Annotated in this window: 24 protein-coding genes; 9 read left to right on the forward strand and 15 right to left on the reverse strand. The window is 60.8% G+C overall.

Annotation, left to right across the window (positions count from 1 at the left end; genetic code table 11):
* Together ACIQTW_RS11720 and ACIQTW_RS11725 are read left to right on the forward strand one after the other, a co-directional pair.
* The coding region (locus ACIQTW_RS11720; protein ID WP_402936979.1) for an amino acid ABC transporter ATP-binding protein at positions 1–439 on the forward strand (439 nt) is incomplete at its 5' end.
* 74 nt (positions 440–513) lie between these two features.
* A complete protein-coding gene (locus ACIQTW_RS11725; protein ID WP_402936980.1) occupies positions 514–1,188 on the forward strand; it encodes a GntR family transcriptional regulator in 675 nt (224 codons plus the stop codon).
* Between the two features lie 74 nt (positions 1,189–1,262).
* Here the strand turns inward: ACIQTW_RS11725 and ACIQTW_RS11730 are convergent, their stop codons facing one another.
* A complete protein-coding gene (locus tag ACIQTW_RS11730; RefSeq protein ID WP_402936981.1) occupies positions 1,263–1,982 on the reverse strand; it encodes a haloacid dehalogenase type II in 720 nt (239 codons plus the stop codon).
* Between the two features lie 217 nt (positions 1,983–2,199).
* On the opposite strand from ACIQTW_RS11730, the gene ACIQTW_RS11735 reads away from it, so the two are divergent.
* From ACIQTW_RS11735 to ACIQTW_RS11745, 3 genes are all read left to right on the forward strand, one after another.
* On the forward strand, positions 2,200–3,258 hold the full coding sequence (locus tag ACIQTW_RS11735) for a phosphotransferase (RefSeq protein WP_402936982.1): 1,059 nt from the start codon (positions 2,200–2,202) through the stop codon (positions 3,256–3,258).
* Between the two features lie 30 nt (positions 3,259–3,288).
* A complete protein-coding gene (locus tag ACIQTW_RS11740) occupies positions 3,289–4,650 on the forward strand; it encodes an aspartate aminotransferase family protein (RefSeq protein WP_402936983.1) in 1,362 nt (453 codons plus the stop codon).
* Between the two features lie 161 nt (positions 4,651–4,811).
* Complete coding sequence (locus ACIQTW_RS11745) at positions 4,812–6,209, forward strand: MFS transporter (RefSeq protein WP_402936984.1); 1,398 nt, start codon at positions 4,812–4,814, stop codon at positions 6,207–6,209.
* On the opposite strand, the gene ACIQTW_RS11750 is transcribed toward ACIQTW_RS11745, so the two are convergent.
* The gene (locus ACIQTW_RS11750; RefSeq protein WP_091467125.1) at positions 6,200–7,138 is read right to left on the reverse strand and encodes a LysR family transcriptional regulator; all 939 of its coding nucleotides are present in this window, start codon (positions 7,136–7,138) and stop codon (positions 6,200–6,202) included. The genes ACIQTW_RS11745 and ACIQTW_RS11750 overlap by 10 nt on opposite strands.
* Before the next feature lie 238 nt (positions 7,139–7,376).
* On the opposite strand from ACIQTW_RS11750, the gene ACIQTW_RS11755 reads away from it, so the two are divergent.
* Positions 7,377–8,495, forward strand: a complete 1,119-nt coding sequence (locus ACIQTW_RS11755; RefSeq protein WP_402936985.1) for a PrpF domain-containing protein — start codon at positions 7,377–7,379, stop codon at positions 8,493–8,495.
* Between the two features lie 12 nt (positions 8,496–8,507).
* Positions 8,508–9,953, forward strand: coding sequence for an SLC13 family permease (locus ACIQTW_RS11760; RefSeq protein ID WP_402936986.1), 1,446 nt, complete (start codon positions 8,508–8,510; stop codon positions 9,951–9,953).
* 171 nt (positions 9,954–10,124) lie between these two features.
* On the opposite strand, the gene aztD is transcribed toward ACIQTW_RS11760, so the two are convergent.
* The 4 genes from aztD to aztB are packed head-to-tail and all read right to left on the reverse strand — an operon-like array spanning position 10,125 to position 14,441.
* A complete protein-coding gene (gene aztD / locus ACIQTW_RS11765; protein WP_402936987.1) occupies positions 10,125–11,366 on the reverse strand; it encodes a zinc metallochaperone AztD in 1,242 nt (413 codons plus the stop codon).
* A 32-nt stretch (positions 11,367–11,398) separates the two neighbouring features.
* The gene (gene aztC, locus ACIQTW_RS11770) at positions 11,399–12,310 is read right to left on the reverse strand and encodes a zinc ABC transporter substrate-binding protein AztC (protein ID WP_402936988.1); all 912 of its coding nucleotides are present in this window, start codon (positions 12,308–12,310) and stop codon (positions 11,399–11,401) included.
* On the reverse strand, positions 12,307–13,554 hold the full coding sequence (locus ACIQTW_RS11775) for an ABC transporter (protein ID WP_402936989.1): 1,248 nt from the start codon (positions 13,552–13,554) through the stop codon (positions 12,307–12,309). Before ACIQTW_RS11775 ends, aztC begins: the two co-directional genes overlap by 4 nt.
* A gap of 2 nt (positions 13,555–13,556) precedes the next feature.
* Positions 13,557–14,441, reverse strand: a complete 885-nt coding sequence (gene aztB, locus ACIQTW_RS11780; RefSeq protein ID WP_402936990.1) for a zinc ABC transporter permease AztB — start codon at positions 14,439–14,441, stop codon at positions 13,557–13,559.
* A 54-nt stretch (positions 14,442–14,495) separates the two neighbouring features.
* Between aztB and aztA the strand changes: the two genes are divergently transcribed.
* Positions 14,496–15,137, forward strand: a complete 642-nt coding sequence (gene aztA, locus ACIQTW_RS11785; RefSeq protein WP_402936991.1) for a zinc ABC transporter ATP-binding protein AztA — start codon at positions 14,496–14,498, stop codon at positions 15,135–15,137.
* On the opposite strand, the gene ACIQTW_RS11790 is transcribed toward aztA, so the two are convergent.
* The 9 genes from ACIQTW_RS11790 to ACIQTW_RS11830 all read right to left on the reverse strand — a co-directional run bounded on the left by ACIQTW_RS11790 (position 15,130) and on the right by ACIQTW_RS11830 (position 25,402).
* Positions 15,130–16,533, reverse strand: a complete 1,404-nt coding sequence (locus ACIQTW_RS11790) for a glycoside hydrolase family 32 protein (RefSeq protein WP_402936992.1) — start codon at positions 16,531–16,533, stop codon at positions 15,130–15,132. The genes aztA and ACIQTW_RS11790 overlap by 8 nt on opposite strands.
* A gap of 47 nt (positions 16,534–16,580) precedes the next feature.
* Positions 16,581–18,131, reverse strand: coding sequence for a glycoside hydrolase family 32 protein (locus ACIQTW_RS11795; RefSeq protein ID WP_402936993.1), 1,551 nt, complete (start codon positions 18,129–18,131; stop codon positions 16,581–16,583).
* Positions 18,128–19,222, reverse strand: coding sequence for an ATP-binding cassette domain-containing protein (locus ACIQTW_RS11800; protein WP_402936994.1), 1,095 nt, complete (start codon positions 19,220–19,222; stop codon positions 18,128–18,130). The genes ACIQTW_RS11795 and ACIQTW_RS11800 overlap by 4 nt, the downstream gene beginning before the upstream one ends.
* Entirely contained in the window at positions 19,219–20,181 is a 963-nt protein-coding gene (locus tag ACIQTW_RS11805; protein WP_402936995.1) for an ABC transporter ATP-binding protein, read from the reverse strand. The genes ACIQTW_RS11800 and ACIQTW_RS11805 overlap by 4 nt, the downstream gene beginning before the upstream one ends.
* Complete coding sequence (locus ACIQTW_RS11810; RefSeq protein WP_402936996.1) at positions 20,178–21,104, reverse strand: ABC transporter permease; 927 nt, start codon at positions 21,102–21,104, stop codon at positions 20,178–20,180. Before ACIQTW_RS11810 ends, ACIQTW_RS11805 begins: the two co-directional genes overlap by 4 nt.
* Before the next feature lie 10 nt (positions 21,105–21,114).
* Positions 21,115–22,092 carry an ABC transporter permease gene (locus ACIQTW_RS11815; protein ID WP_402936997.1) on the reverse strand — a complete coding sequence of 326 codons (978 nt, stop codon included), beginning with the start codon at positions 22,090–22,092 and terminating at the stop codon, positions 21,115–21,117.
* A gap of 170 nt (positions 22,093–22,262) precedes the next feature.
* Positions 22,263–23,936: an ABC transporter substrate-binding protein gene (locus ACIQTW_RS11820; protein WP_402936999.1), complete on the reverse strand. Its 1,674-nt coding sequence runs from the start codon at positions 23,934–23,936 to the stop codon at positions 22,263–22,265.
* 79 nt (positions 23,937–24,015) lie between these two features.
* On the reverse strand, positions 24,016–25,083 hold the full coding sequence (locus tag ACIQTW_RS11825) for a LacI family DNA-binding transcriptional regulator (RefSeq protein WP_402937001.1): 1,068 nt from the start codon (positions 25,081–25,083) through the stop codon (positions 24,016–24,018).
* A gap of 190 nt (positions 25,084–25,273) precedes the next feature.
* Positions 25,274–25,402 (reverse strand): hypothetical protein, encoded by a 129-nt coding sequence (locus ACIQTW_RS11830; RefSeq protein ID WP_402937003.1) that lies wholly within the window; start codon positions 25,400–25,402, stop codon positions 25,274–25,276.
* Positions 25,403–25,456: 54 nt separating this feature from the next.
* Between ACIQTW_RS11830 and ACIQTW_RS11835 the strand changes: the two genes are divergently transcribed.
* Complete coding sequence (locus tag ACIQTW_RS11835; protein ID WP_402937005.1) at positions 25,457–26,236, forward strand: type 1 glutamine amidotransferase domain-containing protein; 780 nt, start codon at positions 25,457–25,459, stop codon at positions 26,234–26,236.
* Positions 26,237–26,336 lie beyond the last annotated feature (100 nt).

A 26,336-nucleotide genomic window follows, 5' to 3' on the forward strand; every position in this document is an offset into this window, starting at 1 on the left:
CGAAAACGTCATGGCCGGACCCGTCCTGGTCAAACGCGCCGACAAAAAACAATCCGCCAAACACGCCCAGGAACTCCTCACCAGCGTCGGCCTCGGCGCCTTCGGAGACCGCTACCCCGCCGAACTCTCCGGCGGACAACAACAACGCGTCGCCATCGCCCGGTCCCTGGCCATGAACCCCGAAATCATCCTCTTCGACGAACCCACCTCCGCCCTGGACCCCGAAAAAGTCGGCGAAGTCCTCAACGTCATGCAAGACCTCGCCAAAAAAGGCATGACCATGGTCGTCGTCACCCACGAAATGGGCTTCGCCCGCGAAGTAGCCGACTCCCTGATCTTCATGGACGAAGGCAACGTCGTAGAACGCGGCGACGCCCGCGAAGTCCTCACCAACCCCAAAGAACCCCGCACCCAAACCTTCCTCAAGCAGGTCCTCTAACCATGAACGTGTCCCATTGTCATCGAAAAGGTGGTCTACAGCACTACAGTTGATATCACCTGTAGCATGAAGCCATGGTTGAGCAGATAAAAATTGTCCATTCATCTACGGTGCAGCAGGTCGCGGATGGCCTCGCCGCGATGATCCTCAGCGGAGGTCTAAAACCCGGTGAACGCTTGAGGGAGAGCCTGCTCGCCGAGAATTTGGGGCTTTCCAGGAATACTGTTCGCGAGGCCGTCCGCATAGTCCAAGCGGGCGGTCTCATTCGTCATCGTGCCAACCAGGGCGCAATCGTGTGGGATCCCACGGACGCTGAGATAATGGACGTCTATAACGCGAGATATCACTTGGAAACCACGGCGGCACGGAGCATTTCCGAAACCACGTCCATGGATGAAGTGCATGCAGCTATGGAGGAATTCCGCTTGGTCTTGAAAAGCGGAGACCCTTTCAAGATTGTCGAGAAGGACCTTGCAGTTCACAGTGCGATTGTAGGACTGCTCGGCAGCCAAAAATTGCGGATCTTCTATCAGCAATTGGTTACCGAATTGCGGTACTTCATGTTTGTGCTGTCAATTGAGAACCATGAGTACGAGGATCCGGACTCACTGGAAGCTGAGCACCAGAACATCGTTGACGCACTCGACTCCCGCGACCCCGCCCTGGCCGAAAAGGTCATCTCGGACACGATCATCCAGTATCGGGAATCAATTCGTCAGGTTGTCGCCCAGAGACATTCAGCCAACTAGGGCACGTCAAGCCCGACCTGGACGTTCCCAGGCCGGGCTTGATGGTTTAGCAACGGTCTTTGGAGCCCAGCTTCTTAGAGGCCGAGGTAGTCGTTAATCTCGTCCAATGACTTCACAGAGTTGTAGTCGTAGCCCCCAGTAATGGGGTCATAACCACGATCCAGCACCCACAGGTTACGGAAGCCCATGTCGTGCATGGGATGCATGTCATACCGCGTGTGCGAGGCGATGTGCAGGAAGTCCTCCGGCCTGGCATTCAGAGTGTCCAGCATGAATTCGAAGGCCTGGTATCGAGGCTTGTAAGCCTGGGCCTGCTCAGCGGTCAAGACTGCATGGTAATCGGCGCCGAGTTTGGGAATGCTGATGTCGAGGAAGCTGTCGTCGGCATTGGACAGCGCCACTAACTTGTAGTTATCGCCCATGAGTTTCAACGGAGCCGGCACATCGTCGTGGGCGCTAAAGCCGCGGACCGTCTCCGCGAATACCGCACCTGCACCAGGGGTCGGCCCGATGCCGAAGAACTTGCAGACCCTATCGAAGGAATTCTGAAGGATCTGTTCATAGGGTTTGTAATCGCCGAGAACTTCGTCGAATCGGTACCCGCGGAACACCTTCTTGAACGCGGGCCACTGCTCGTCAGGCAAGCGACCCGCGAGAAGCTGGCGGGTGGTGAAATCAGTATCCCAGTTGATCAACGTGCCGTAGATGTCAAAGGAGATGTACTTCGGCCGTGAATTGCTGTCTGCCATGAGTCGTCCGTTCTTTGTGTGTCCGTAGGTCCAGAGGCCGTTCATGCGGCGGACTCTCCGGTGGAAATACCAACGCTCCAGGACTTCGTCGTCCTAATCGTTACAGCGCTATGGGTCGAGACTAAGACTGCGTCGCTCAAATTGTCAACAGTTCTACAGTTGACCCATAGCCCTATCACTGGCATCCTTGTATAACTGTTGAACAGCAAACAACGCCGTTCAATGTTCACCCATTCCCCACTGGACGGCAGGAGCCTAAGACATGGATGTCACTACCGATTCTGCCTTTATCGAAGCCGTGGCATCGGAAAGCGGGCTTCTAACTTCGCAGTCACAGCTCACGGACCCCAACGTCCTGGAGCTACTTCAACAGTTCTACGAACTAAAGGGAACACTTATCCGTATTCCAACGGAGAAAGATGAGACCTTCAGACTCCACGACGGAGAAGAAACGTACTTGGTCAAGGTCTCACCAGCCGATGAGGATCCGCTGATTGTCGAACTGCAGACGGCATGCATGGAGCATTTGGAGCGGACCGCCCCTGAACTTCCCGTACAGCGTCTCGTGAGGAGCCGCAGCGGGAATCCTCAAGTCCTCCTCGCGGCAACCGATGGTCCCTTTAGCCGCGTATTGCGGGTAATGCGCTTCATGCCTGGAGCGCTACTGGCCAACCATTCGGCGTCGGCAGGCCAGCTTCAATCAGTGGGCTCAAGCCTTGCCCAACTTGGTCTTGCCCTACAGGGTTTTGACCATCCCCGCGCCGACCGGATGCTCCTTTGGGACCTTAAACACTTCCACCGGCTGCGTCCTTTGCTTGACTACATCGATGAGAAGCAGAGACGCGGACTGGCCGAGCAGATTTTCGATCAGTTCGATGCAAAGGTCGCTCCTCTTCTGGATACCCTCTCCACCCAGGTTGTACACGGGGATTTCAGCCCCTTCAACGTTCTGGTCGATCCGCATAAGCCAGACTATGTGGCCGGCATTATCGACTTTGGGGATGTTGTACGAACCCCCGTGATCTTCGATCTCAGCGTGACTATGGCGAATCTTCTAGGGACGGTTCCCGAGAGTCCTTGGGAACAGGCTCTGCACGTCATGGATGGCTTCCTGACCATCCGCCCGCTGCCTGCCCGGGAGCTGGAAGCCCTTATTGTCTCAGCCAAGGCCCGCCTCCTGCTGCGGGCCCTGATAACGCAGTGGCGGGCCAGCCAGCTTCCCCAAAGGCGAGACTATCTTCTCTCCCATTCAAAGCCGGACTGGGAACGCCTGGCCTTCACAGCTGCAGTGCCCGCACCAAAACTCCACTCCACCACCTGAACCCGACCCACCAGCATTCAAGGAGACATCGTGAGCAACGCTCCCCAGACCATTCGCAAGCCATCCCGGGCCATGATCAATGGCTTTGACCCGAACCGCCTCAATGAGCTCCCGGAGCAGATGCAGAAAAGCATTCGACGCCGGGACCAAAGCCTGGGTCCGAGCTACCGGCTTTTCTATGACGAACCCTTGGAAATCGTTCGCGGCAAGGGCGTGACGCTGTTCGACCGGGACGGCAATGATTACCTCGACGTCTACAACAACGTTCCGTCCGTCGGCCACGCCCACCCTCGTGTCATCGAAGCCGTGCACCAACAGATGCAGACGCTGAACACCAACACCCGCTACGTCCAGGAGTCCATTCTCGAATACTCCGAACAGCTACTTGCTACATTCCCTGCCGAACTTGGCCATGTCATGTTCACTTGCACCGGGTCCGAAGCCAACGATTTGGCCATGCGCGTCGCCAAGTACGCAACGGGAAACCAAGGCATCATCGTCACCTCCGGCGCGTACCACGGGCTCACCGCCGAAGTGTCATCTTTCTCGCCATCGCTGGGTGTCGGCGTACCGCTGGGCGCGAACGTCCGCGTCATCGACGCGCCGGATGCCCTGCGGCACGCCTCGGACAAAGGCTCCTTGGAGGAGCACCTGAGGGATCAGGTACGTGCCGCCATCGCTGACCTGCACCGGCACGGAATCGGAGTAGCTGCGTTCATTGCCGACAGCATCTTTTCTTCGGACGGTGTTTTCGCCGGGCCAACAGGCTTCCTCCACCCCATCATCGATGAGGTCCATGCTGCGGGGGGCTTGTATATCGCCGATGAAGTGCAGCCAGGCTTTGGCCGCACCGGCCAGGAATGGTGGGGCTTCCAGCGCCACGGAATAGTCCCGGATATCGTGACCATTGGCAAGCCTATGGGCAACGGCATCCCCGTAGCGGCAGCGATTTTCAAGCCCGAACTCCTCGTGGAGTTCGGAAAGAATATCCGGTACTTCAACACGTTCGGCGGGAACTCAGTAGCGATCGCTGCCGCTCAGGCAGTCCTGGATGTCATCCGCGAGGAATCACTCATTGAGAACGCCCTGAAGGTGGGCGGAAAGATCATCTCCGAGCTGAAGAGTCTTTCGCACGGCCTGGAACAGGTCGCAGAAGTTCGCGGTAGCGGTTTCTTTATTGGGGTCGATCTCGTCACCGACCGAGCCACCCTGTCACCCGATGGGGTGGCAGCAGCGGAAATTGTTAATTCCTTGCGCCAGGATCGAATTCTCATCTCTGCCTGCGGCGCCCAAGGCAATGTCCTGAAACTGCGCCCACCCATGCCGTTCTCCAGCAGCGATGCTGATCGCCTGATAGAGGGCATGGCCAAGGCATTCACAAACTTGCGCTGATCCCACACTCAACCGGGCGCGACAGACAGCGATCAGGGGCGCCTTCCTCCCGAGGAAGGCGCCCTCGCCTACCGCACCGGACGCAGTTCGAAATACAAGCATTATTGCGACTCATTCTTGATAGGCTGATGGAGTCCAGCGCCGTTAGATAAGGATCCACCATGGCCAGCCCCGACACACGGCAGCAAAAGATGAGTCCGACGGCGGCGCGCACCCTTCGTTCGAAACGCACCGGTTTACGTCCTGCGAGGGATGAACCTGCCCCGCAATTGCTGCTCGCCAGTCAACTGATTTTCAACATCGGCTTCTACGCAGTTGTGCCCTTCCTTGCGGTGACCATGCGAGATGACTTCGGAATGGGCGCGATGGCGATTGGCATCGTCCTGGGGGCACGCACCTTCGCCCAACAGGGAATGTTCCTGTTCGGTGGGGCGCTTGCAGACCGATGGGGAGCACGCCAGTCCATGATCACGGGATGCCTTGTCCGCATTACCGGATTCTTGCTCCTGGCTTGGGCTGCCGACTTCACACTGTTCCTGATCGGAGCCGTGGTCACCGGGATAGGCGGGGCATTGTTCTCCCCAGCATTGCAAAGCCTCGCGGGCGTGGCCGCCGAGCGCAGTTCTTCCAAGAACGCCGATCGCGCCGGAAGCAATGCCCCCGGGCAGAACAACAGGTCCAGCCTCTTTGCGCTGCTTGTGATCTGCGGTGAAGTAGGCGTGGTGGTGGGCCCCTTGCTGGGAAGCTTCCTCCTGAATACAGGCTTTGACACTTCGCTACTGGCGGCAGCCGCCGTTTTTACCGTGATGGCAGTGGTCTTTTGGCTCTTCCTGCCAAAGAACGCCCACACGACCAAAACTCCCGTCGAACTAACCGGCCGCGTGCCGCCGTCGGACCTCTGGTCCTGCCTGAAGGACAAAAAGTTCATCGGGTTCGCGGCCTTTTTCAGCGTCAACCTGGTAGCGACCAACCAGCTGTACTTCGGACTTCCGGTAGAACTCGAGCGGAGCGGGGCCGGTGCAAGCTCACTGGCGCTCGTCTTTGCCTACGCATCCGTCCTGACCATCACCTTGCAGTGGCCAATAGCAGGCCTCATGCGAAAAGCCGGACCCAGGATCGCCCTTCCCCTAGGTTTCGCATTGCAGTCCCTCGGCTTCGCTTCATTGGGAGTTCTGGCGATTTTTCCCCCGCCGAACTGGCTGCCGATCCTTCCAGCCCTAGTGCTGGTGACGGGTACAGCACTGGGCAACATGTGTGTGTTGCCCGTCGCAATGGGCCTGGTCCTGGAGTTTGCGGGCGGACGCCCTACCGGCGCGTACTATGGCTTGCTGGCAAGCGCTGGAGGCCTGGCGGTTGTCCTGGGCAACACAGCCCTTGCTCCCCTTTACGAACTCGCCTACACGCCGTCAGCCACCGCCCTCGCTCCCTGGATCTTCCTGTCCGCGCTCGGGGCCATCACGGCTGCGTTCATCCGGCTTTTCATCCCCACATCTTCCGTGCACCATTCACTTCGACAGGACCTGCATGCTGCCCAGGGTGGGGCAACGCCTCAGAGGTAGTCGCTGCCACGTTCACGGGCAATCTCCAGAAGGGTTGAGTGGAAGGCAACCTCAGCCGGTGCATACACCTTGTCCTGGCGCTGGGCGAGAAGAACCCGGCGCAGTGGGGCGTCAGCACCGAGGCTTAGGATCCTGACATCCGGATGCTGCAGAGCCACCGCCGTCTTGGGGACCATCGCCACCCCCATTCCAACACTGACCATGGCTTGAGCCTCTTGGTAATCATTGGCAAGGAAGCCGATGTTCGGCTCAAAGCCGGCGTCGTGCGCAGATCGCTGAAGTACCTCTACTACAGGGTGGGCCTCCGCGCGGACTATCCAGGACTCCTTTCGGAGCTCCTTCATGGACACTTCATCACGCTCAGCGAGGGGGTGCCCCTTGGCTACGAGGATCACCGTGCTCTCCTGGAACACCTCCGTGATCCGAATGGCCTCGTCATTGAACCGGTTCCAAGGATAGTCCCAGAGCAAGCACAGTCCCGTCACTCCGGATTCCAGGTCCGAGACGAGCTCATCGAAGCGGGCGCTGCGCACTGAGAGGCCAATCGCCGGGTATCGCTTTTTGAACGCGCGAATCACCAATGGCAAGAAGGAACCGGCCAGCGTGGGGAACGTACCGACCGTCAACGAGCCACGCCTCAAACCCGCGATCTGGCCCAGGTCGGACCTGGCTGCCCTCATCTGTCCTACGATCTTCCGAGCATGCCCCGCCAGCACCTGACCCGCCTCGGTGGGAACCACTCCGCGGGATCTACGGTTGAGGAGGGGCTGGCCCACTTCCTGCTCCAGTTTCCGCAACTGCTGCGAGACGGCTGAGGGCGAATACATCATAATGTCAGCCGCCGCCGTGATTGATCCCTGCTCAACCACCTCTACCAGGAGGGCCAGCCGCCGGATATCGAACAAATCTAAATTCTCATCGTTAAGCAAGGCTTCACCCTTCTTCTTCTTTGGTTCATTCTATGCAGTCTCCAGCCATGGAGAGGAATTTTCGCATGAAAGACCGCTTGGGATAGTGCAAAGGTGAAACACCTCGGGCCTACGCCACAGTGGTTGAAGCATTCCTACACTCCCCCTCATCTTTCCAACATTGTCTTCACATGTGATCCGGATCATTCTCGTTATAGGCCACAAGTTCACTAAGCGCCACGGGAAGCAGGGAAACACAATGAAGATCGAAGCCGAATGGATGCGTGGAGGCACCAGCAAGTGCTGGGTCTTTGAAACTGATCACTTGGAGAGGGCAGGCGCCAACCTGGACGATCTCCTGCCACGACTCTTCGGAAGCCCGGATTCACGGCAGATCGATGGCGTGGGCGGGGCTACTTCAACCACCAGCAAGGCGATGATCCTTAGCCGCCCGGCGGACCGTGATGTGGATGTCGAATTTACTTTCGCCCAGGTGGGCATCGAAGAAGCCTCCGTTGACTGGGGCAGCAACTGCGGGAACTGCTCGGCGGTTGTGGGTCTCTATGCCATCGAGAAAGGGTGGGTGGTGCCCGACGGCGATTCCACCAGGATCGTCACCCGGAATACCAACACGGGCCAGATCATCATTCAGCGGGTTTCAACTCCCGCCGGTGCCCTGCCGATCGTCCCTGACGCACAGATGCCCGGCGTCGTGTTTCCCGGTTACAGAGTGGGCCTCGGCTTCCAGAATCCGGCCGGCAAGACCACCGGACGTTTGCTTCCCACCGGCTCGGCGACTGACACAATCGTTGCCGGCGGAACCCGTTGGACGGTTTCCATGGTAGACGCGGGCGCACCTGTGGTCATGGTGCGGGCTGAGGAGCTTGGACTGGACACTGCCCGCTATGACACGTGGAAAGCCGGCGTCGAATTGCAACTGGACACCCTGGACAACATCCGTCGCCAGGCAGCTGTCCGGATGGGAATGGCTGCGACTCCCGCCCAATCCGCGCGGGCTGTTCCCAAACTCGCAATCGTTGGGCCTCCCGAAGGGCCTGACGCGGAATGTGACGTCAACGTCATGATGCTCTCCATGGGCAAGCCGCATCCCGCCCTGGCCATCACCGGCAGCATTGCGCTAACGCTCGCAGCCCGTACACCCGGCACCGTGCTGAACACCATCACCGGCACCACAGACGAATCAGTTCTGAAACTCAGGACGCCTGCCGGCGTCATCGAAACCTGGAGCGAGGAACAAGACGGGTCCGTCCTGGTGGGCGTCGACCGAACAGCGCGCACCATCGCCTCCAGCATCATTCATCTCCCGGAGACTCTCGGCAACGTCGTCGAAGCCTCACTAGCAACAGCCACTCGATGAGGAGAAAGCACCATGGCTAAGACTATTTTCAAACCAGCGCCCGAAGCTGAGAGCGACATCCGTGAAGAACCTTCCCAGCGCCCCAACAACCGCCGCCGTATCCTGCTCATAACGGTTGCCGCTTCTGTCATCCTGGGTCTGGCTGCCATCCTGCTCGGGGGTGCCATCTTCAACCCGGCGGCTACCCCGGAATCGGAGCCGACCATGACAGCCACCCAGATCATCCCGCTGGTAATCCTCGTGGTGATGTTCGTCGTCGCAACGAAATGGCCTTTGAACATCGGCGTCATGGGACTCGTGGCCTCCTTCGGCGTGGGCTACTTCATGCTCGGTATGACCGACAAGGAGATCCTTGCCGATTTCCCCGCCAACATCGTGATCACGATCATTGGTGTCACGTACTTCTTCAGCATGGCCCAGAGGAACGGGACCATAGACATCATCGTCCAGAACTGCGTCCGGCTTGTTCGCGGCAAAACGTTGCTTCTGCCGTGGGTATTCTTCCTCCTGGCAGCATCACTCACTGCTTTGGGCACGTTCTCTCCCGCCGCCGTAGCGCTGCTGGCACCCGCCGCAATCGGACTGGCCTACGAATCACGCATCCACCCGGTCCTCATGGGCGCCTTCATTATCAACGGAGCCCACGCCGGCGGTTTCTCCCCGCTCTCCGTGGCCGGCGTTCTGGTGCATGACATCGCTGTGAAGAACGGCTTCCCGATCTCCCAAGGCGCACTTTTCGGAGCGAGCTTCGCGCTGAATCTCATCCTGTCAGTCCTCACCGTGGTCCTGTTCGCCCTCTTGGGCAAACTTCGCGACGGCGCAGGCGGCCAGCACGCCGACCTCGAGGCACGCGCCACCCGGCCTCACGGCCAGCAGATCCTCACCTTGGGACTCATCGTCGCCATGCTCGTCTGCGCTTTGGGCTTCCACATGCCGATTGGCTTCGTCGCTCTCTCAGCGGGGCTCCTGCTGGCGCTGGTCAACATCAAAGAGCACCAGACCTTCATCGGCGGAGTCTCCTGGTCAACCGTTCTCCTCGTCGCCGGTATGATCACCTACGTTTCCCTGCTCCAGCACGTCGGAGTCATCGATACCCTCGCCGAGCAAGCCCTTGCACTCGGAGCGCCGCTGCTCATCGCCCTGGTGCTCTGCTACGTGATCGGTGTCGGTTCGGCATTCGCCTCGTCCACCGCACTCCTGACGGCCTTCATCCCACTGGCCGGTCCTCTGCTGGCGACGAGCTCACTCAGTGCGTCGGGGACAGTGGCGGCCCTGGCCATCGCAGCAACTGTCGTTGACGTTTCGCCGTTCTCCACCGACGGAGCACTGGTTGTAGCCAACGCCCGTGAAGACGATCGTCAGCGCGTCTACAAGCAGCTGATGATGTACGCAGGCGGAGTAGTCCTGGTGGCACCCGCACTTGCCTGGGCGCTGCTGGTTCCCACGGGCATCACGTAGCTCGGGGCGGATACACGCCGACGAACCGGTTCGGCAAGCGTAGGGAAACGCTCCCGCACACCATCGCAACAGGTAGCCCGACCGACGGGCGCAGGAGTGCGACCCAACGCAACAAGGGCAGGACCACCCACTGGTGGTCCTGCCATTGTTTGTACTTCAGATGCTAAAAGGTCAGTGCGATCCGAGGGTGATGGCGATTTCGTTGGGCACTACATCAAGCTTGGACGATGCTGTGACCTTCCCCGTGGTCAGATCCACTGAATGTACGGTGTTTGCTGCCGGTTCAGTGACATAAGCGTTGTTGCCGTTGACCACGATGGCGGGGTGGGCGTCCTGCCATTCGGCAGGGCCTTCCCAGGCTTTGATTACGGGGAATTCCTTGACGATCTTGCCGTCCTTGGGATCAAGCACATGGATTGAGCCGTCCGTGGAGAGGATGTACGCAAGGTCTCCCGGCCCCCGGGCTACATCCCGGAAGGTGTACTGGACGGTTTCGGGGAGCTTGACCACGTTGAAAGTGTGCTTTTCGGTGTCGATCAGCGCCACCGAGTTAAGAAGGTAGCCTTCAGCGTCAGGATCAGTCTTGTAGTCACCCACCACAATCGGGCTGGTCTCAGAAACGAATGCATTGCCCATCCGACCGTATTTGTCCGGTGCTGTGAACTTCTCGAACTTTCCGTGGTGGTAGAGGAGAGCGCCGTCCTCGCAGCCGAAGATCACTGCCTCGTCCGCTGCAGTTCCCTCGCCATGGATGCCGGGGCATTCTTTGCTTTCGGCTACTTTGTCCCAGTGGTCGCCGTGGGATTCGAGTGCCATAGCGCCGTTGCGTGACGTTTTGTCCCCTAGGGTGGTGAGAAGCTTCCCGTCCTCCAGCACGATCGACACACCGTGGTGTGCGGATTCAGCCTTGTAAGTCTGTGCCGTAGGCAAGGCACCCTCCGCTTTGGCGAGCTCGTCGGTCTTCACGATGGTGGTGGTGCCCGTCCCGTCGTCGAACAAGACGGTGTTGCCGGCGTGACGCACCACGTGGCCCGCCGCCGTCGCGTCAACCCGCAGATCGGTGAGCCTGGGTTCCACCGTGTCCAGCAACTGGAAGCCAGCCTTGGTGGTGACAAAGACATGACGACCGTCCCCGGCAGCGTTCAGCCTGGTGAACTCCTCGGAGTCGAACTTCTTGACGACCTCGAGTGTTCTGCTATCAAGGACGCTGATGCCTCCCGGGTAGGAGATGGCGACGCGCCCGTGTGCTTCGGCTGAGTCCTTGGACGATGCACGGGGGGTCTCGGATGTATCGGCTGTGGTGCTGCCTGGTGTGGTGTTGGCGCAGGCGGTGGCCAGGAGCGTCATCCCGGCAATCAGTGCGATGCCACCCAGGCGGGTGCTTCTTTGGCGGAGCATGTAAAGGTTCCTCATTCTGTTGTGGTGTTGAAGGGCGGGTGAAGTGATCAAGGTTTGAGCCCGGAGACAATGCGCTCAGTATTGGAGCGCATCATGTCCAGGTAGGTTGGTGCGCCGCCGTCGGGTCCTGTCAGCGATTCGGTAAAGAGCTGTGCGACCTCAACGTTGACGCCGGCTTCACTGGCGAGGACTTGCACCAGCCGGTCGGGCTGGGATGAGTCCGCGAAAATGGTGGGGACACCGGCGCTGCGGATAGCCTCGCTGAGTTGGCGAAGGTCAGCAGCGCTCGGGGCTGCCAAAGTGGTCCCCCCGGGGATGACCGCACCAACAACCTGGAAGTCGAAGCGTTTGGCAAGGTAACCAAAAACGTGGTGGTTTGTGACCAAGGCCCGTCGCTCCTTGGGGATGGCAGAGAACGCGCGAGTCATTTCCCTGTCCAATTGGGTGAGCTTTTCCCGATAAGCCCCTGCGCTGGCAGCAAGCCGGGCGGAGTCAATTCCTTCGATATCGCGTGCGGCGCCTTCTACGGCATCCACGACGTCGGTCATGGCCGCCGGATCGGTCCAGAAGTGAGGGTCCGGCGCCCCTTCAGCATCACCGGAACTGTAAGGCACGACGTCGATCACCTCACCTGCCGCCATTACCGGGGCGCCGGCTTTCGCGGCCCTGTCCAGGTGTTGCTGCAGCCCTTCCTCCAAGCCGAGGCCATTTGAGACCACAAGGTCCGCACCGCCCATGAGTGCCGCTTGCTGGGCCGATATCTCGAAGGAGTGCGGATCAGCATTGGGTTGCATGAGGGTAGTTACTTCTGCCTGGTCGCCGAGGACCTCTTTGGTGATGTCGCCCAGAATGTTGGTTGTCACCACTACCTGCGGCTTCTCCGGCGTCCCGGGTTGGGAGCAACCCGAGAGAACCAGCCCGACCACCGCGGTGACGGCGAGGAGTGCCGCCCGCCTCATCGTCCGGTCTCCACGACATGAACCGGCTTTGTAGGCAACTCGAGGGACCGGGCAATCCGGGCTCCATCGGCGTAGTCAAGTTCATAGACCACGCCCTCGCCGGGCGCGTTGACGTAGGCGCGTTGGGCGTCGACGGTGAGTTGAACCTTGTCGGCGAACGCTGGATCAGCCAGTGATGCGGCCAGCAGCGGTTTCGTACTGGAGATCTGTTCTTTGGATGATCCGTCATATACCTGAACCGTGCCGTCGGTGCCGATGGCCACCACGTGGTGGTCGGCGTCGTCGACTGCTGCGGCAGCGATAACGGGGGTACTGGTCGGCAGCCATTCCCACGTGCGCTGCCGGGAATTCAGGAGCCAGACACCGGAATCAGTGCTGAGGCCGGCAATCGTGGGCCTGCTTTTGCGTCCGTCGAATTCGGTTGCCGGGGCAGCGACACCCTCCGGGTAGGGAACCTTCTCGAATACTGGCGTTGACCCTTCCACGGTGGCGATTACCGCACCATCCGAGCAGCCAACCACCAATCCCACCCTGGTGGTGATGGTTCCGGCCGCTGCCGGGCATTCGGTGGTGGCCAGTTCCTTACCGTCGATGTCAATGGCTCGCAGGCGGGCGGCCTTTCCTGCATTGTCGGGTTCCGTGACCACAGCCCCCTCACCCAGTGGAGCGATCAGGCCTGCGTGCGGTTCGGTCTTCAAGCGGATGGTCTCGGCGATGGTCCCGGCGGAGAGGGCGGGATTATCCAGGAGTACCGCCTCCCCTGAGGCCGGGAAGAACATTCCGGTTGTGCCGGCCGTGGACAACATCCCCGTGGCAATGGTCGCAGTACCTTCACCGTCAACCCTGCCAATATTCCTCGCTTCGCCCCGGTAGTAGTGGAAGTGATCCACGTGATCCCAGGTCCACGCCCCACTATCCACAATGTCCACACCGGTGTTGCCGGCTGCAAAGACGTAACGCCCATCGGTGCTGACCTCAGCCGGAGACCGGACTTTTCCCAGCCGGGACTGTGTCCCGTTCAGGAGGTCCAGCATGGAGGTTTCGCCTTCGGCGTCGATGGCCACAAGGTGAAGCTGCGGTTCAGCGACCTCGGACACTCCGGTGATTGCCCCGTGCCCGTCACCGGTCGACGCCGGTTCGCTCGCGTCAGGTTGCGGCGCCTGCGCAGTGGGCGGGTTGCCACACCCCGCAAGCAAGAGCAGTGCCAGCGTGGCTAGTGCCACCGTTTTTGTACGGAGGTTCATGATTACTTTCCAGTGAGGGATACAAAGACAGGGGCCGGTTCCGGCGCAGGGATTTTGGCCGCCCGCGTGCTGCGTCCGGTGTTTAGGTGCCCACCGATAGCGGAGAAGGCGGCCAGAGTAATGGCGGCCATGGCAATGGACGCGCCGGCCGCTGTGCCGGCATACCAGGAACACAGCAGGCCAAGAGCTACCGCCCCGACGCCGAAGAAGGCTGCTAAGCCCATACGGGCCGGAATGCTGCGTGTCCATGGGCTGGCAGCAACTGCCGGCGCAAGCAGGAGTCCCACCACCAGAAGCGACCCCACGGCCTGATAGGACGAGACAACAGCAAGCGTTACCAAACCCACCAGTGCCAGCTGGGCTACCTGCGGGCGGAGTCCCAGGGTTTGTGCGATCCGTGTATCAAACGCGGCGGCCACGAAATTGCGGTGGAGGATGACGGCAAGGGCCACTGTGGCAAACGCCGCCAGGAGCAGCCCAAGCAGGTCACCATCGTCCATGGCGAGGATGTCACCAAACAGCATGGCAGTTGCATCTGTGGCGAAAGAGCGTGAGTGGGACACGATAATGACACCGAGCGACAGCATCGAGACGAAGAGAAGGCCGATGCTGGTGTCATATGACAAGCGGCCGCGCCGTTGCAGCAGGCTGATCATCGCACTCATGACGACGGCGCTCGCCGCCCCGCCCACTATTGCCGGGGCGCCGGCTACCGTTGCCAGGGCCACCCCTGGCAGCATCCCGTGACCTATGGCTTCGCCAAGGAACGCCATCCCTCGAATGACGACCCAGGTGCCGACGACACCGCAGATGATCGCGACGAAGGCACCACCGAGGAGGGCCCGGAGGAAGAAGTCGGCGGAAAAAGGTTCAGTTAGCCAGTGCACTCAGTCACTGTAAAGCATATTGAGATTCATTATCAAAAAGGATTAGAATCGATTGTGATCTCCTCTGACTCCGCCCTTCGCGCCCGCAATCTTCACTTCAGCTTTGGCGACGCCCCCGCCCTGGTTGGTGTTGACCTCGATCTCGAATGGGGCAAAGTCACCGCCATCGCCGGTCCCAATGGTGCTGGCAAATCGACCCTTATCGAGATCCTCGCAGGGGTACGCAAACCTGCCACGGGCACAGTAGACCGCGAAGACGACGTGGCTTTGGTAGTCCAACGGGTGACCACGCCCGATGCACTCCCCCTTACCGTTCATGACGTGGTCAACATGGGAACGTGGGGCGTTTCGTCCAGCCGAGCCCCCAAAACAGGGGCACGGGAGCGAAAGGCACGGGTGGCCGAGGCCCTGGCTCGCGTTCAGCTCACAGAACTCTCGTCGTCGCCGTTCAATGCCCTGTCCGGAGGCCAACGACAACGTGCGCTACTAGCCCAAGGCATAGCGCGCCGTGCACGGATCTTCCTGCTCGATGAGCCCGCGGCCGGCTTGGATCTGGAAAGCCGTCAGCGCACTCGGGCCATGCTCGCGGCAGAAGCAGCACGCGGTGCAGCAGTGGCCTGCGTCAGCCACGATGAAGAAGCAATTGCAGCCGCGGACCACGTAGTCACACTGATCGCTGGCCGCCGGGTCAGCTAGGCGTGACCTCGACCTCACGGACGGTCAGGTCCCGGAACGTGGCCGCTCCTTCGTGGGCGTAGAGGCGGATGCCGTCGTCGCCTTCCAGCGGGAAGACCCGGTGCGAATGCACCATACGTCCGTCCCCGACGAACATCTCCACGCTCGTGCGATCCACCAGGATGCGTAGCATGAGTCGCCCAGTGGAAGGGTCCACCGGGGTTTGGGTTTCGCCTGCAGTGGGGTTGATGGTTGGACGGCGATTGACGTAGGTGAACGGGCCACGCAGGAAGGCACCCGCGGCCACAAGCCTGGCGCCACCTGACGCACGGCAAACCTCGAAGCCGAGATTCGCGGGCGGCGCAGCCGGATCCCACACCAACTCGCAGGTGAGATCGTAGGCGAGCGCACGGATCGTCAGGTCATGAGTACCGGCAACCGCCACATCACCCAGCCAATGCGTGCGCTTCACGTGGTCAGCCAGAGCAGACGTAGGGGCGGAGGCGAGGTAGTAACCATCCGATCCACGCTTAAGCCGGACATCGCGGTCAATCATGTCATCGCCGTTGTAGCCGTCGGTGGCAAGCGTGGGCGTGTTGTGGGGATAGTCCCAGAAGTTCGCCCAACCGATCGCCCTGCGCAGGGTTGGATCCTCGGCGCCAGACGCATCATGATGCGGGTAGGTCACTGCGCCGTAGAAATCGAAGCCATAATCGAGCCATTCCGGCTCGTAATTGTCCGGCACGAAGGAACTGCCGTCGAAAGTTCCCGTCCAGTAGGCATACGTCGCCGGCAGCCCCCGGCCCTTGCCGTTCGCGCTGGTGCCCAGCACCCAATGGGATGTGCCGTCGTCGGCGGTCATTCGAAAGATGTCCGGACACTCGAGCAGACCCAAGTCAGTGCGCATGAACTCGCCAACACGCGTCCAGGACCTCAGGTCCGGTGAGGTGTAAAAACCGAGCTTTTGCCCTTCGGCGTTAGCCATGAACCACCGCCCACGGTCCTCGTCCCATATCACTTTGGGGTCGCGGAAATCGTGCACTCCCGGGTTGGGCAGCACCGGAGCCGAGCCGCCAGGCTGAAATGAGCGACCCCGGTCCGTTGAATACCAAAGGTACTGGGCTTGGCGGCCCTCCGGCGCTTGGGTAACAAGTGCTATCACCGCGCCCGCCCCATATCCTGCGGTATTTCCCTCATCAACCACCAGGCATCCGGACCAGCAGTCACCGTTGCCGTTGCTGAACTTCGGGATCGCGACACCGCGGTCCCGGAAAGCAACGTGATCAGTTGTGGTGGACCGCCGCCAGGACGTGCCGCCACCACCACTGATGTAGTCGGCGTTGTACAGATAGTAGTAGTGGTACTCCCCATCCAGGTAGATGGGGCGCTGGGGATCGTTCTTCCAGTTATCTGGCACGCTGAAGTGATAGGCCGGGCGCATCCGGGATGATCCTTTCGGGGGTTTCACTTTCCTTCCGGCAAAAGACTCCGGGTACCTTCAAAGATCCCGGCCATGGTCCAGGCGTCGAAAGTAAGGAGCCGCGCCGAACCTTCGGTAGCGGCCAATGTCACGCGCTCGCCGCCTAGAGTCGGGTAGACACGGGCCGTGAGGGGCTTGCCGTTGGCGAAAATTTCGACGGCGGACCGGTCCACCACCACGCGCAGGCTAACCCGGCCGTCCGACATCGGGACGGGTCCGGACTTGTCCTCCACATCGACGGCAGGGTTGAGGCTGCTGCGGGTACGGTCCAAGCGGAGAGTGCCGGCGGAGGTTCCATCTGCGGCCCGCCTCAGCACTATCACGGTCTCCTCGGCACCATCCGGGGAGGCGAGCACTCCGAGCCGAACCTCCGCTCCAGGTGCCAGTTGCACGTCCAACTCAAGGTCCAGCTGGTTACCGGACACACCGGTCTCAAGGGACCTTCCGGCCCCTACCAACACCTGGCCGGGGACGCTGACGTGTTTTCTGCGTAGCTTCTCAATTTCGGGGACCGGCGTGAACTCCAAGGTTCCATCGCTGCCCAAGGTGGTGACCCGTGGCAGGCTCATAACACCCGACCAGCCGGCTTCCACCATCGCCGCATCACTTCGGCCTTCTTGCATCCAGCCGAACATGATCCGGCGGCCGGACTCATCTTCGAAAGACTGCGGTGCGTAGAAGAAGCGGCCTCCGTAGTCCAGCCGGTGCAGGGCCTCCGGCTCGAAGGCATCCCCGGCGTAGCGGCCGGTCCAGTACAGCGGATGGCGGGTCACGCCGTCGTCCCACGCGGAAAAGACCAGCACATCAGGCGAGTTGTCAGTACGGGCAGAACCCAACGAGCCCTGTCCGGCACGGAACAGGTCAACGCATTCCCACATGGTCCCGGTCCAGTCAGTGTCCGCAGGATCGCCCTGCGAAGCATCGCCGATGAACAAGGGTCCAATGTAGTCCCAAGACCGTAGGTCTGAAGACTCGTACAAGAAGGCCGTGCCGCCGCGGTGGCGAATGCCCGAGCCCACCAGTTGGCGCCACTTGGTGCCTTCGCGCCATACGCAATGATCACGGTAAGCAGTGATCTCCACTCCAACGGGCGGAGCCGCAATTACAGGATTCCCTGTGTCCTTGGTCCAGTTCTGCAGGTCCGCAGATCCCACAGCGACGCAGGGCAGCTCTTTGCCCTCGAGCCGTCCCGAGTACACCAAGGTGGGCTTGCCGCCGTCGTTCACCAATACCCCCGACCAGCAGCCATCGGCGTCCGGTCCCTCGGACGGTTCCAAGGCAACGGGCAGGTCCGTCCAGGTGACCAGGTCGGTGCTGGTGGCGTGGCCCCACTGGATGCGATGGTGGAAAGCACCCTCCGGGTTGTACTGGTAGAAGAGGTGGTACGTGCCATTCCACTGGCTTACGCCGTTGGGGTCGTTGAGCCAGCCGGCCGGCGACACAAAATGGAATCGCGGGCGGAGAGGGTCGGCCTCAGCACGGGTCAGCAACTCGTCCCGGGGAACGGTGGCGAGCGGGTGGGTTAGTTCAGTCATGCGGATGCCTCTTCCTGAGCGTTCGACGCCGGGCCACTGGGGTGGATTGGTTCACTCGCCAAAGCGTGGCCGCCGGCTGCGGCCCACGGCCGGTAAAGATGGCAGCGCACCCAGTGACGGTTGGCGGGGTCACCAACTTGATGGCGCACGGGTTCTTCGGCCGAACATGCCTGGTTCGGATCGCCGTCGAACGCGCAGTGCGTTGAGGCCATGACCGCCTGCCGCAGTTCGGCCCTGCGGACGGGATCATACGAGCCGGCCCGTGCGGGGTCCGGTACGGCCGAAACCAGCAGTTGCGTATAAGGGTGTGCGGGGTTGGACAGCAAGTCCAGGGACTCGCCTTCCTCAACGAGTTCACCGGCAAACATCACGGCAGTCCGGTCCGCCAAGTAACGGGCGGAAGCGAGGTCGTGGGTGATGTAGAGCATGGAGATACCCTGCTCGTCGCGAAGCTTGCGCATCAGGTTCAGCACGCCGATCCGGACAGAAACATCAAGCATGGAGGTGGGCTCGTCGGCCAGGATGACCTGCGGTTCAACGGCGAGCGCCCTGGCTATGGCAACGCGTTGGCGCTGGCCGCCGGAAAGCTCATGCGGATAAGAGTTCAGCATGTCAGCCTGCAGGCCAACAGTGGTCATGAGTTCCGCGAGCCGACGCTGGGTCTCCTGCTCGGACCCGCCGGCCTTGCCGTGGATTGCCAACGACCGTCTCAGGAAGTGGTCCATCCTGTGAGCAGGATTCAATGAACCGAAGGGGTCTTGGAACACCATCTGCAGTTGTGATCGAAATGCACGCGAGGCTTGGAATCGGTCACGTTTGAGGATGTCGACGCCGTCAATCAGGATCGCACCGGAGCTCGGCTTCTCGAGTCGCGCGACGCAGCGGGCCAAGGTGCTCTTGCCGGAACCGGACTCCCCCACGAGGGCCACGATCTCACCGCGACCAATGCTCAGGTCGACGCCGTGCAGGGCACGGACAGAATCGCGGGAGAACAGGCCGCCAACGGGGAATGATTTGCCCAGGCCGCGGATTTCAAGGGCGGGGGTGCCGGTGCCGGAAACGGCCTGTGGGGTCATGAGTGAATGGCTCATCGTGCAGCTCCTTCCAGGTTTGCTGAATCAACCGCGAGGGTCCCGGCACCAAAGGGAGCCACAAAATGGCCGGGTGCTTCCTCGGTGAGGTCGGGGATGTTCCGGAACTTCACGCCGTCGGGCAGTCCCGTCAACGGAACCCGGGGGCCGGTGAGCGGCGGAAATGCACCCATGAGCGCCTGGGTGTATGGGTGGCGCGGATTCGCGTAAACGTCCTGGGCCTTCGCGGTCTCCACAATCCGGCCGCCGTACATCACGGCCATGCGGTGCGAGAGTTCCACCATGAGGGACATGTCGTGGGTGATGAAGAGGACGGAGAAGCCGAGCTCACGCTGGAGTTCCTTGATTTGCGCCATGATCTCTTGCTGCACCACCACATCCAGTGCGGTGGTGGGCTCGTCCAGGATCAACAGTGACGGCTTGAGCGCCACTGCCATGGCGATCACGGCCCGCTGGCGCATGCCGCCCGAGAGTTGGTGCGGATAGGACTTGAGCCGTCTGGGATCGATCCTCACGAGTTCCAGCAGTTCACCGGCACGCCGCAACGACTCCTTGCGCGAGTAGCCGGCGTGCGTGGTGAAGATGTCCACGATCTGTTCGCCTATGGTCATGACCGGATTGAGCGAGTTCATGGCCGATTGGAAGACCATGGCCACGTCCTGCCAGCGGAAGCGGCGCAGCTCTTCCGGACTCATGGCAAGGACGTCCTTGCCGCCGAAGGAGATGCTGCCGCCTGCAATCTTCGCGGGGTCCTTCAGGAGCCTCATGATCGAGTTGGCAATAGTGGACTTCCCACAGCCCGACTCCCCCGCAAGGCCGAACACCTCACCGGTGCCAATGCTGAAGGAAACGCGGTCGACGGCGGTGGTGGAGCGGGTGTCGCCGATGTACTTGACGGTGAGGTCCTTGACGTCGAGGACTGGTTCGTGGGAACCGAAGGAAACTTGGGATACGGTCATTTGGCGGCGCTCCTTTGGGTGTCTTTTGGAGTCTTGATTTTTCGCAATCGCGGGTTGGTGACTTCGTCCACGGCGTAGTTGATAAGGGCGAGGGCGAAGGCGACCAGCGCTATACACACGCCTGAGGGGACGAAGACCCACCAACTGCCGGTGAGCAGGGCGCCTTCGTTGCCGGCCCAGAAGAGGTTGTTGCCCCAGGAGACCGTGCTGACATCGCCCAGGCCCAGGAACTCCAGGCCCGCTTGGGCGCCGATTCCGTAAATCACGCAGGCAAGCAGGGTGCCCATGACAATCGAGGCCATGTTGGGCAGGATTTCGCGGAACATGATCCGGCCGGCCCGTTCCCCGGACACCACGGCCGCAGCCACGAAGTCCTTGGACCGGATGGACAACGCCTGTGAGCGAAGGACGCGGGCAGAGCCGGCCCAGCCGGTGACGACGAGTACCAGGATTACCGTGCCCAGGCCGGGCGGAAGGAAGGCGGCCAGGATGACCAGCAGCGGCAGGCCGGGCAGGAGCAGGAAAACGTTGGTGACCAGGGACAGTGCTTCGTCAATGAACTTGCCGAAGTACGCCGAGGCGAGGCCCACGAGGATGCCGATGAACGTGGACGCCACCCCGACTGTCAGCCCCACGAAAAGGGAACTCCGTGAGCCGTGGACTGTCAGCGCGAGCACATCCTGTCCCTTGGCGGTGGTGCCCAGCCAGTGCTCGGCAGATGGTTCCAAGGAGGCCATCGCGGTAATCCTCGACGGGTCGCCGGGAAACAGCACCGGCGCCAGCAGGGCCAAGGCAATGAAGATGAACATCACGGCCATGCCCGTCAGGGCCTTCTTGTTGTTGAGGAGCCCGTGAACGAAACTGCGGTTGGGTTTGCGGACGGCCGGTGTTGGAGCCGGCTGCTTCAGAAGTGCGGTTGTCATGATCAGTCCTCTAGTTGCTGCGCACGCGCGGGTCGAGGCGGACGTAAAGGATGTCCACCAGGAAGTTGGCAAGCAGCACAGCGGCGGTGATGGTCAGGAACAGGCCCTGCATGAGCGGATAGTCGAGGCCTTGGACGGCATTGAGGAGTTGGTAACCGACGCCGGGGTAAGCGAACACCACCTCCGTGAGCAGCGCACCACCCACCACGAACCCCAATCCCATGCCGAAACTCGTTACCGACGGGAGCATGGCATTGCGTGCTGCGTAGCGGAACATGATGCGGCCGGGTCGGAGTCCCTTGGCTTCGGCCATAGTGATGTAGTCCTCGGAATTCGTGGCAATCATGGTGTTTCGCATGCCCAGCATCCAACCTCCGATGGAGACCAGCACGATCGTTAGCGCGGGCAGCACAAGGTGGGCACCGACGTCGCCGATGAACTCCCAAGTGAACGCCGGCTCCAAACCGTCAGTGAACGCATGCCGGATGGGGAACCACCCCAGCACCACGCCGAACAGGTACAGCGCACCCATGGCAAGCCAGAAGTACGGGAACGAGCCGATGAAAACCAGCACCGGCGGAAGCGCGGAGTCGATCGCCCCACCACGGCGCCACGCGGCGAGGATACCCAGCAGGTTACCCACGACGGCGGCAACCACCAGTGCGGTACCGCCCAGCAGGAGTGTCCAGCCGATTTGGGACGAGATGACCTCGGTGACTGGGGTGGGGAAACGGGAAATGGATACCCCCATTTGCCCGGTGAAGATGTTGTGAATGTAGTCGATGTATTGTTCCCAAATGGGCCGATCGTCAACACCGAGCAGCTTGCGCAGGGCCTCGATTTGCTCGGGCTGCATTCGGTCCTGGGAGCGGGCGAACATCCGGGAGACAGGGTCGCCGGGCATGAAACGCGGGAGCAGGAAATTCAGGGTGATGGATGCCCAGAAGGCGATCAGGTAGAAACCCAGGCGGCGCAGGATGAAGCGCACGGTTTCCCTCCATTCGGGAATTGCGGAAAGTTTTGGGGCACGCCCGGGCGGAGCTGGCCGCCCGGACGTGCGGTGTGGGCCTGTTAGGGCCAAAAGCGGTGGCGGTGGGTGGGCCCACGCCGCCCGGGTTCCCTGGCCGAAGCGCAGCGAGGTTAGGGCGGCGGTGGGGACTACTTGCGGGGTTCCAGCGTGGTCAGAACCAGCACCGTCGTAGGTGAACGGACCGACAGGGTGGCGTACGGGTTGCCCTCGGTGGGCCAGCCGGTGAACCGGGTGTCATTGAAGGCTCCCCATTCCGGTCCTGAGAACAGCGGTACCAGCGGTGCGACGTCGTTGTACTCTTCCTGCAGCTTGTTGGCGAGTTCCTTTTGCGTGGATTCATCACTTTCCGCGGCGAAGTCGGCCAGGAGCGCATCCGCTTTCGTGTCGCCGAAGCGGTGGTAGTTGTCGAATGTCTTGGTGCCCACGGGCTTCACTGTTGCTGTGCCCATTGACGTGTTGAAGTACTTGTACGGGCTGGGGTCGTTGGCGCTCCAGACAATGCCGGAGTCAAAGTCGCCGGTCTCATAGCCGGCAACCACTGCAGCCCAATCCGGGGATTCCACCTTGGCAGTTACGCCCACTTCGGCCAGGTTCTGCGCGATCACATTCGCTACTGACAGCCAGTCGGAGGAAGTCGCACCCACGGAGATCTCGAATTCGAACGGCTTGCCGTCCTTGAGGGTGCGCTTTCCGTCGGCTCCCTTGGGGTATCCGGCCTTGTCCAGAAGCTCGTTGGCCTTTTGCACATCGTGGTTGGTCCATGTGCAGTTGTCCTTGACCGCTGCGTTCTTCCACTTCTCATAGTTGCCGGAGAGCCCGGTGCAGTCCGCCGGCTTGGCGTAGCCGCTCATGCCGATCTTGGTGACTTGATCGCGGTCAACGGCCATGCTCAGTGCCTTGCGGACATCAACGTCGTTGAACGGAGCTTTGGTGGTGTTGAGTTGCCAGTTGATCATGGCACCGGTGGCTGGGAACCAGTATTGACGGTGTTCCTTGTCCTTGGAAACGAAGGTCTTTTCGATGTTCGGGATATACTGCGGAGCCCAGTCCACGTCGCCATTCGCGGCGGCGAGGTTGGCGCCGTCGTTTCCTGCAAAAGCGAGCATCTTGATGCCGGCAATCTTCTGCTTCTCCGGCTGCCAGTAGTTGGGGTTCTTCGTCAGCACGAAGGACTGGGCCTGGAAGCTGTCCACCTCGGTGTAGGGTCCGGTGCCCACCGGCTTGGCGTTTGCATCCTTTTCCGGGTCCGGCAAAGCGGACCAGACGTGCTTGGGCAGGATGACGAGCTGGCCGACGTCGTAGAGGGCCGGTGACCAGGGCTTGTTGAAGTTGAACGTGACTTTGTTGCCCTCAGCCGTAACGGTGTCCAGATACTCGAAGCCGCCCTTGATCTTTTTCTGAAGTTCGAACGTATAGGCAACATCGTCGGCGACGAAGGGTTGCCCGTCGGACCACTTCACACCGTCACGGAGGGTGAAGGTAAGTGACTTGCCGTCCTCCGCAGCATTCCACTCGGTGGCAAGCCACGGCACCGTGTCTCCCTTGGCCGGGTTGAAGATCAGGAGGGATTCGTAAATGGACTGCTGAACCATCGGGTTGACCGTGGGAGCGAACGGGTTGAAGTTCTGCACGAACGTGCCCATGTCCTCACGCGGGATGGTGAGGAACGCACTCGCGTTCGCTCCGGCGTCGGAAGTGCTTGTCTTGGTGACATTGGCCGTGCAGCCGGTGAGCAGCATTGCGCCCACTGCAAGGCTTGCCGCCGTCATCCGGGCAGCCCTGAAATATCGGGGTTGTGTCATGATGGTTATCTCTTTCCTATCTTCATCAGCAAGGTGAAGGGGTTGGTAAGGGGTTTGCTCTTCGACGTTGATTTCGCGGTCAGACCGAAGAGCGTTCTAGCAGCGGACAGTCGACCAATTGCTGGTCGGCAATGATCGGCTGTCCTGCTGTTAGTGCGGCGAGCGTTTGGACGCCCAAGGCGCCCATTTTTTCGAATGGCAACGCAACCGTAGTCAACTTTGGCCGTAAATAGGCCGCGATGAGTTCCTGGTTGTCGAAGCCGATCACGGCGATGTCCCCGGGGATGGTCAGCCCCCGTTCCTTGATGGCGTCATAAGCGCCCATCGCCATGCGGTCATTGAGGCAGAACAATGCCGTTGGCCTGTCCTGTTGTGGATAGCGGTCCAGGATTCGGCACGCGGCTTCGTAACCGCCGTCGGCCGTGGCATATCCGGACACCACCAGTTCCGGGTCCAACTCCAGCCCGACGACGGCAAGTGCTTCGCGTGCACCTTCCAACCGCCCCACTGCAGCAGGAATAACCGGGTCAAGGTTGATGACTCCAATCCGGGTGTGGCCGGCTTGGAGCAGCCGCTCGACGGCGATCCTGCCTCCCCCGCGCTCGTCAGGGACGATCGAGGGAAGCTTACCGTCCGCATCGAAGCAGTTGATCAAGACGGTGGGTACTTCATTGGCACTCGCCGGGACGTGAACGCCCCGGTGAAAAGTAGCTGCGTAGAGAAGTCCTTCCACTCGTTGTTCCAGCAGCTTTTCAGTTGCGGCATCTTCCAGGCCCTTGTTGGGACCTACGGCATCGGCCTGGTCGGAGGGCGCGATGAGCAGGAACCGGCGGTCAAGCCAGGCTTGGTCCTGGGCTCCTTTGATGATGTTGACGGCGAACGGTGCCGTGACGATCTCCGTCACGATCCCGTACCAATCGCTGCGCCGGGATGCCAGCGCACGGGCACCGGCGTTGGGCCTGTAACCCAGTTCCTGCACAGCGTGGTTGATCCGGGTGCGGGTTTCTTCGGAAATGCTGGCGTTTTCACGGTTGCTCAGCACAAATGAAACCGCAGTCCGGGAAACGCCGGCATGTTTGGCGACGTCCTTCATGGTGACTCCCCGCTGCCGTACAGGTACGGCCTCATCAGGGGTGGATTTCGCCATTGAATTACTCCGGGTGCTCTTGTTTGGTCCAGTGTGGTGCCAAGCAATCATTGTCTGGCCAGGCCGCAGGGATGCTGTTGGTAACGCGCGTTACCTGCTTGGCATGTGATTTAGGTTACCCGCGTTACTTCTCGAATGTCAACAGGCGGTTTTGATATTGAAAGGGCACGGAACCATGCTGGTCTGCCGTCTAATTTCCGCTTGATTCGTCGGTAGATGCTTCCGGTTGTTCTTCGCTCGGGACGTCGTGAACTTTTTTGGGGATCTTCCCCTCAACGTCAGCCGGTACGGGAGGGTCCTTCTCTTCATCAGTAGACATAAGGCAAGCATAGGGGCGGGGCGTAGTGTGGACGTTGGACGATAGGAGCACTTCATGAAGAAAATCCTCATGGTACTGACCAGCGTTTCCGAGCTCGGCGATACGGGTGAGAAGACCGGCTACAACGTGGCCGAGGCCGCACATCCCTGGAAGGTCTTCAAAGATTCAGGCCACTTCGTCGATTTTGCCTCCATCAAGGGCGGGCAGCCTCCCAGCGACGAGGTAGACACGGAGGATCCCATCCAGGTTGCTTTTACCAAGGATGAGACCACGCGCGCAGGCCTCTACAACACTGCCCGCGTGGATGTCATTGATCCCGGGCAATATGATGCCGTCTACCTCGTGGGAGGACACGGCACTATGTGGGACTTCCCGGACAGCGAAGGATTGCAGCGCCTGGTCGCCAGCGTCTACGACGCCGGCGGCTTGGTGGGCGCGGTCTGCCATGGTCCGGCTGGACTGCTGAATGTGGAACTGGGGAACGGATTCCGTCTTGTCCAAGGCCGGGACGTAGCCGCCTTCACCAACGACGAGGAAGTTGCCGCCGGGAAAGACAAGGTCATCCCGTTCTTCCTGGCAGACCGCTTGGAGGAACAGGGAGCACGCCATGTCTCTGCAGGTGTCTTCGAGGAAAAGGTGGCAGTGGACGAGCGACTGGTCACCGGTCAGAATCCTGCTTCAGCTGCCGGGGTAGCCAAGGAGATGGAGAAGCTCTTCGCCCAGGTCATCCACCAGGAAAAGGCTGAGGAGCAGCATGAGGCAGAGGCGCTGCGTGCTGAGAAGGACGCGGAAAAGAGCGCCAAAAAGCATGCAGCGGCGGACACGGAACACTAGGCCTCCTGCGCCGTCACTGCAGCTCAAGACCTCCGTCATCGTATACTCCGAACATGCCATTTATGCGACTCTACCCAGGTATTCACACGCCGCTGCCCGC

The organism is Paenarthrobacter sp. NPDC090517 (assembly GCF_044769165.1).
In the GTDB taxonomy this organism is placed as follows: Bacteria; Actinomycetota; Actinomycetes; order Actinomycetales; family Micrococcaceae; genus Arthrobacter.

Coding starts and splice junctions, on each gene's coding strand:
- ACIQTW_RS11725 (WP_402936980.1), top strand. CDS start 514: ATGGTTGAGCAGATAAAAATTGTCCATTCATCTACGGTGCAGCAGGTC.
- ACIQTW_RS11730 (WP_402936981.1), bottom strand. CDS start 1,982: ATGAACGGCCTCTGGACCTACGGACACACAAAGAACGGACGACTCATG.
- ACIQTW_RS11735 (WP_402936982.1), top strand. CDS start 2,200: ATGGATGTCACTACCGATTCTGCCTTTATCGAAGCCGTGGCATCGGAA.
- ACIQTW_RS11745 (WP_402936984.1), top strand. CDS start 4,812: ATGGCCAGCCCCGACACACGGCAGCAAAAGATGAGTCCGACGGCGGCG.
- ACIQTW_RS11755 (WP_402936985.1), top strand. CDS start 7,377: ATGAAGATCGAAGCCGAATGGATGCGTGGAGGCACCAGCAAGTGCTGG.
- ACIQTW_RS11760 (WP_402936986.1), top strand. CDS start 8,508: ATGGCTAAGACTATTTTCAAACCAGCGCCCGAAGCTGAGAGCGACATC.
- aztD (WP_402936987.1), bottom strand. CDS start 11,366: ATGAGGAACCTTTACATGCTCCGCCAAAGAAGCACCCGCCTGGGTGGC.
- aztC (WP_402936988.1), bottom strand. CDS start 12,310: ATGAGGCGGGCGGCACTCCTCGCCGTCACCGCGGTGGTCGGGCTGGTT.
- ACIQTW_RS11775 (WP_402936989.1), bottom strand. CDS start 13,554: ATGAACCTCCGTACAAAAACGGTGGCACTAGCCACGCTGGCACTGCTC.
- ACIQTW_RS11795 (WP_402936993.1), bottom strand. CDS start 18,131: ATGACTGAACTAACCCACCCGCTCGCCACCGTTCCCCGGGACGAGTTG.
- ACIQTW_RS11800 (WP_402936994.1), bottom strand. CDS start 19,222: ATGAGCCATTCACTCATGACCCCACAGGCCGTTTCCGGCACCGGCACC.
- ACIQTW_RS11805 (WP_402936995.1), bottom strand. CDS start 20,181: ATGACCGTATCCCAAGTTTCCTTCGGTTCCCACGAACCAGTCCTCGAC.
- ACIQTW_RS11810 (WP_402936996.1), bottom strand. CDS start 21,104: ATGACAACCGCACTTCTGAAGCAGCCGGCTCCAACACCGGCCGTCCGC.
- ACIQTW_RS11820 (WP_402936999.1), bottom strand. CDS start 23,936: ATGACACAACCCCGATATTTCAGGGCTGCCCGGATGACGGCGGCAAGC.
- ACIQTW_RS11825 (WP_402937001.1), bottom strand. CDS start 25,083: ATGGCGAAATCCACCCCTGATGAGGCCGTACCTGTACGGCAGCGGGGA.
- ACIQTW_RS11830 (WP_402937003.1), bottom strand. CDS start 25,402: ATGTCTACTGATGAAGAGAAGGACCCTCCCGTACCGGCTGACGTTGAG.
- ACIQTW_RS11835 (WP_402937005.1), top strand. CDS start 25,457: ATGAAGAAAATCCTCATGGTACTGACCAGCGTTTCCGAGCTCGGCGAT.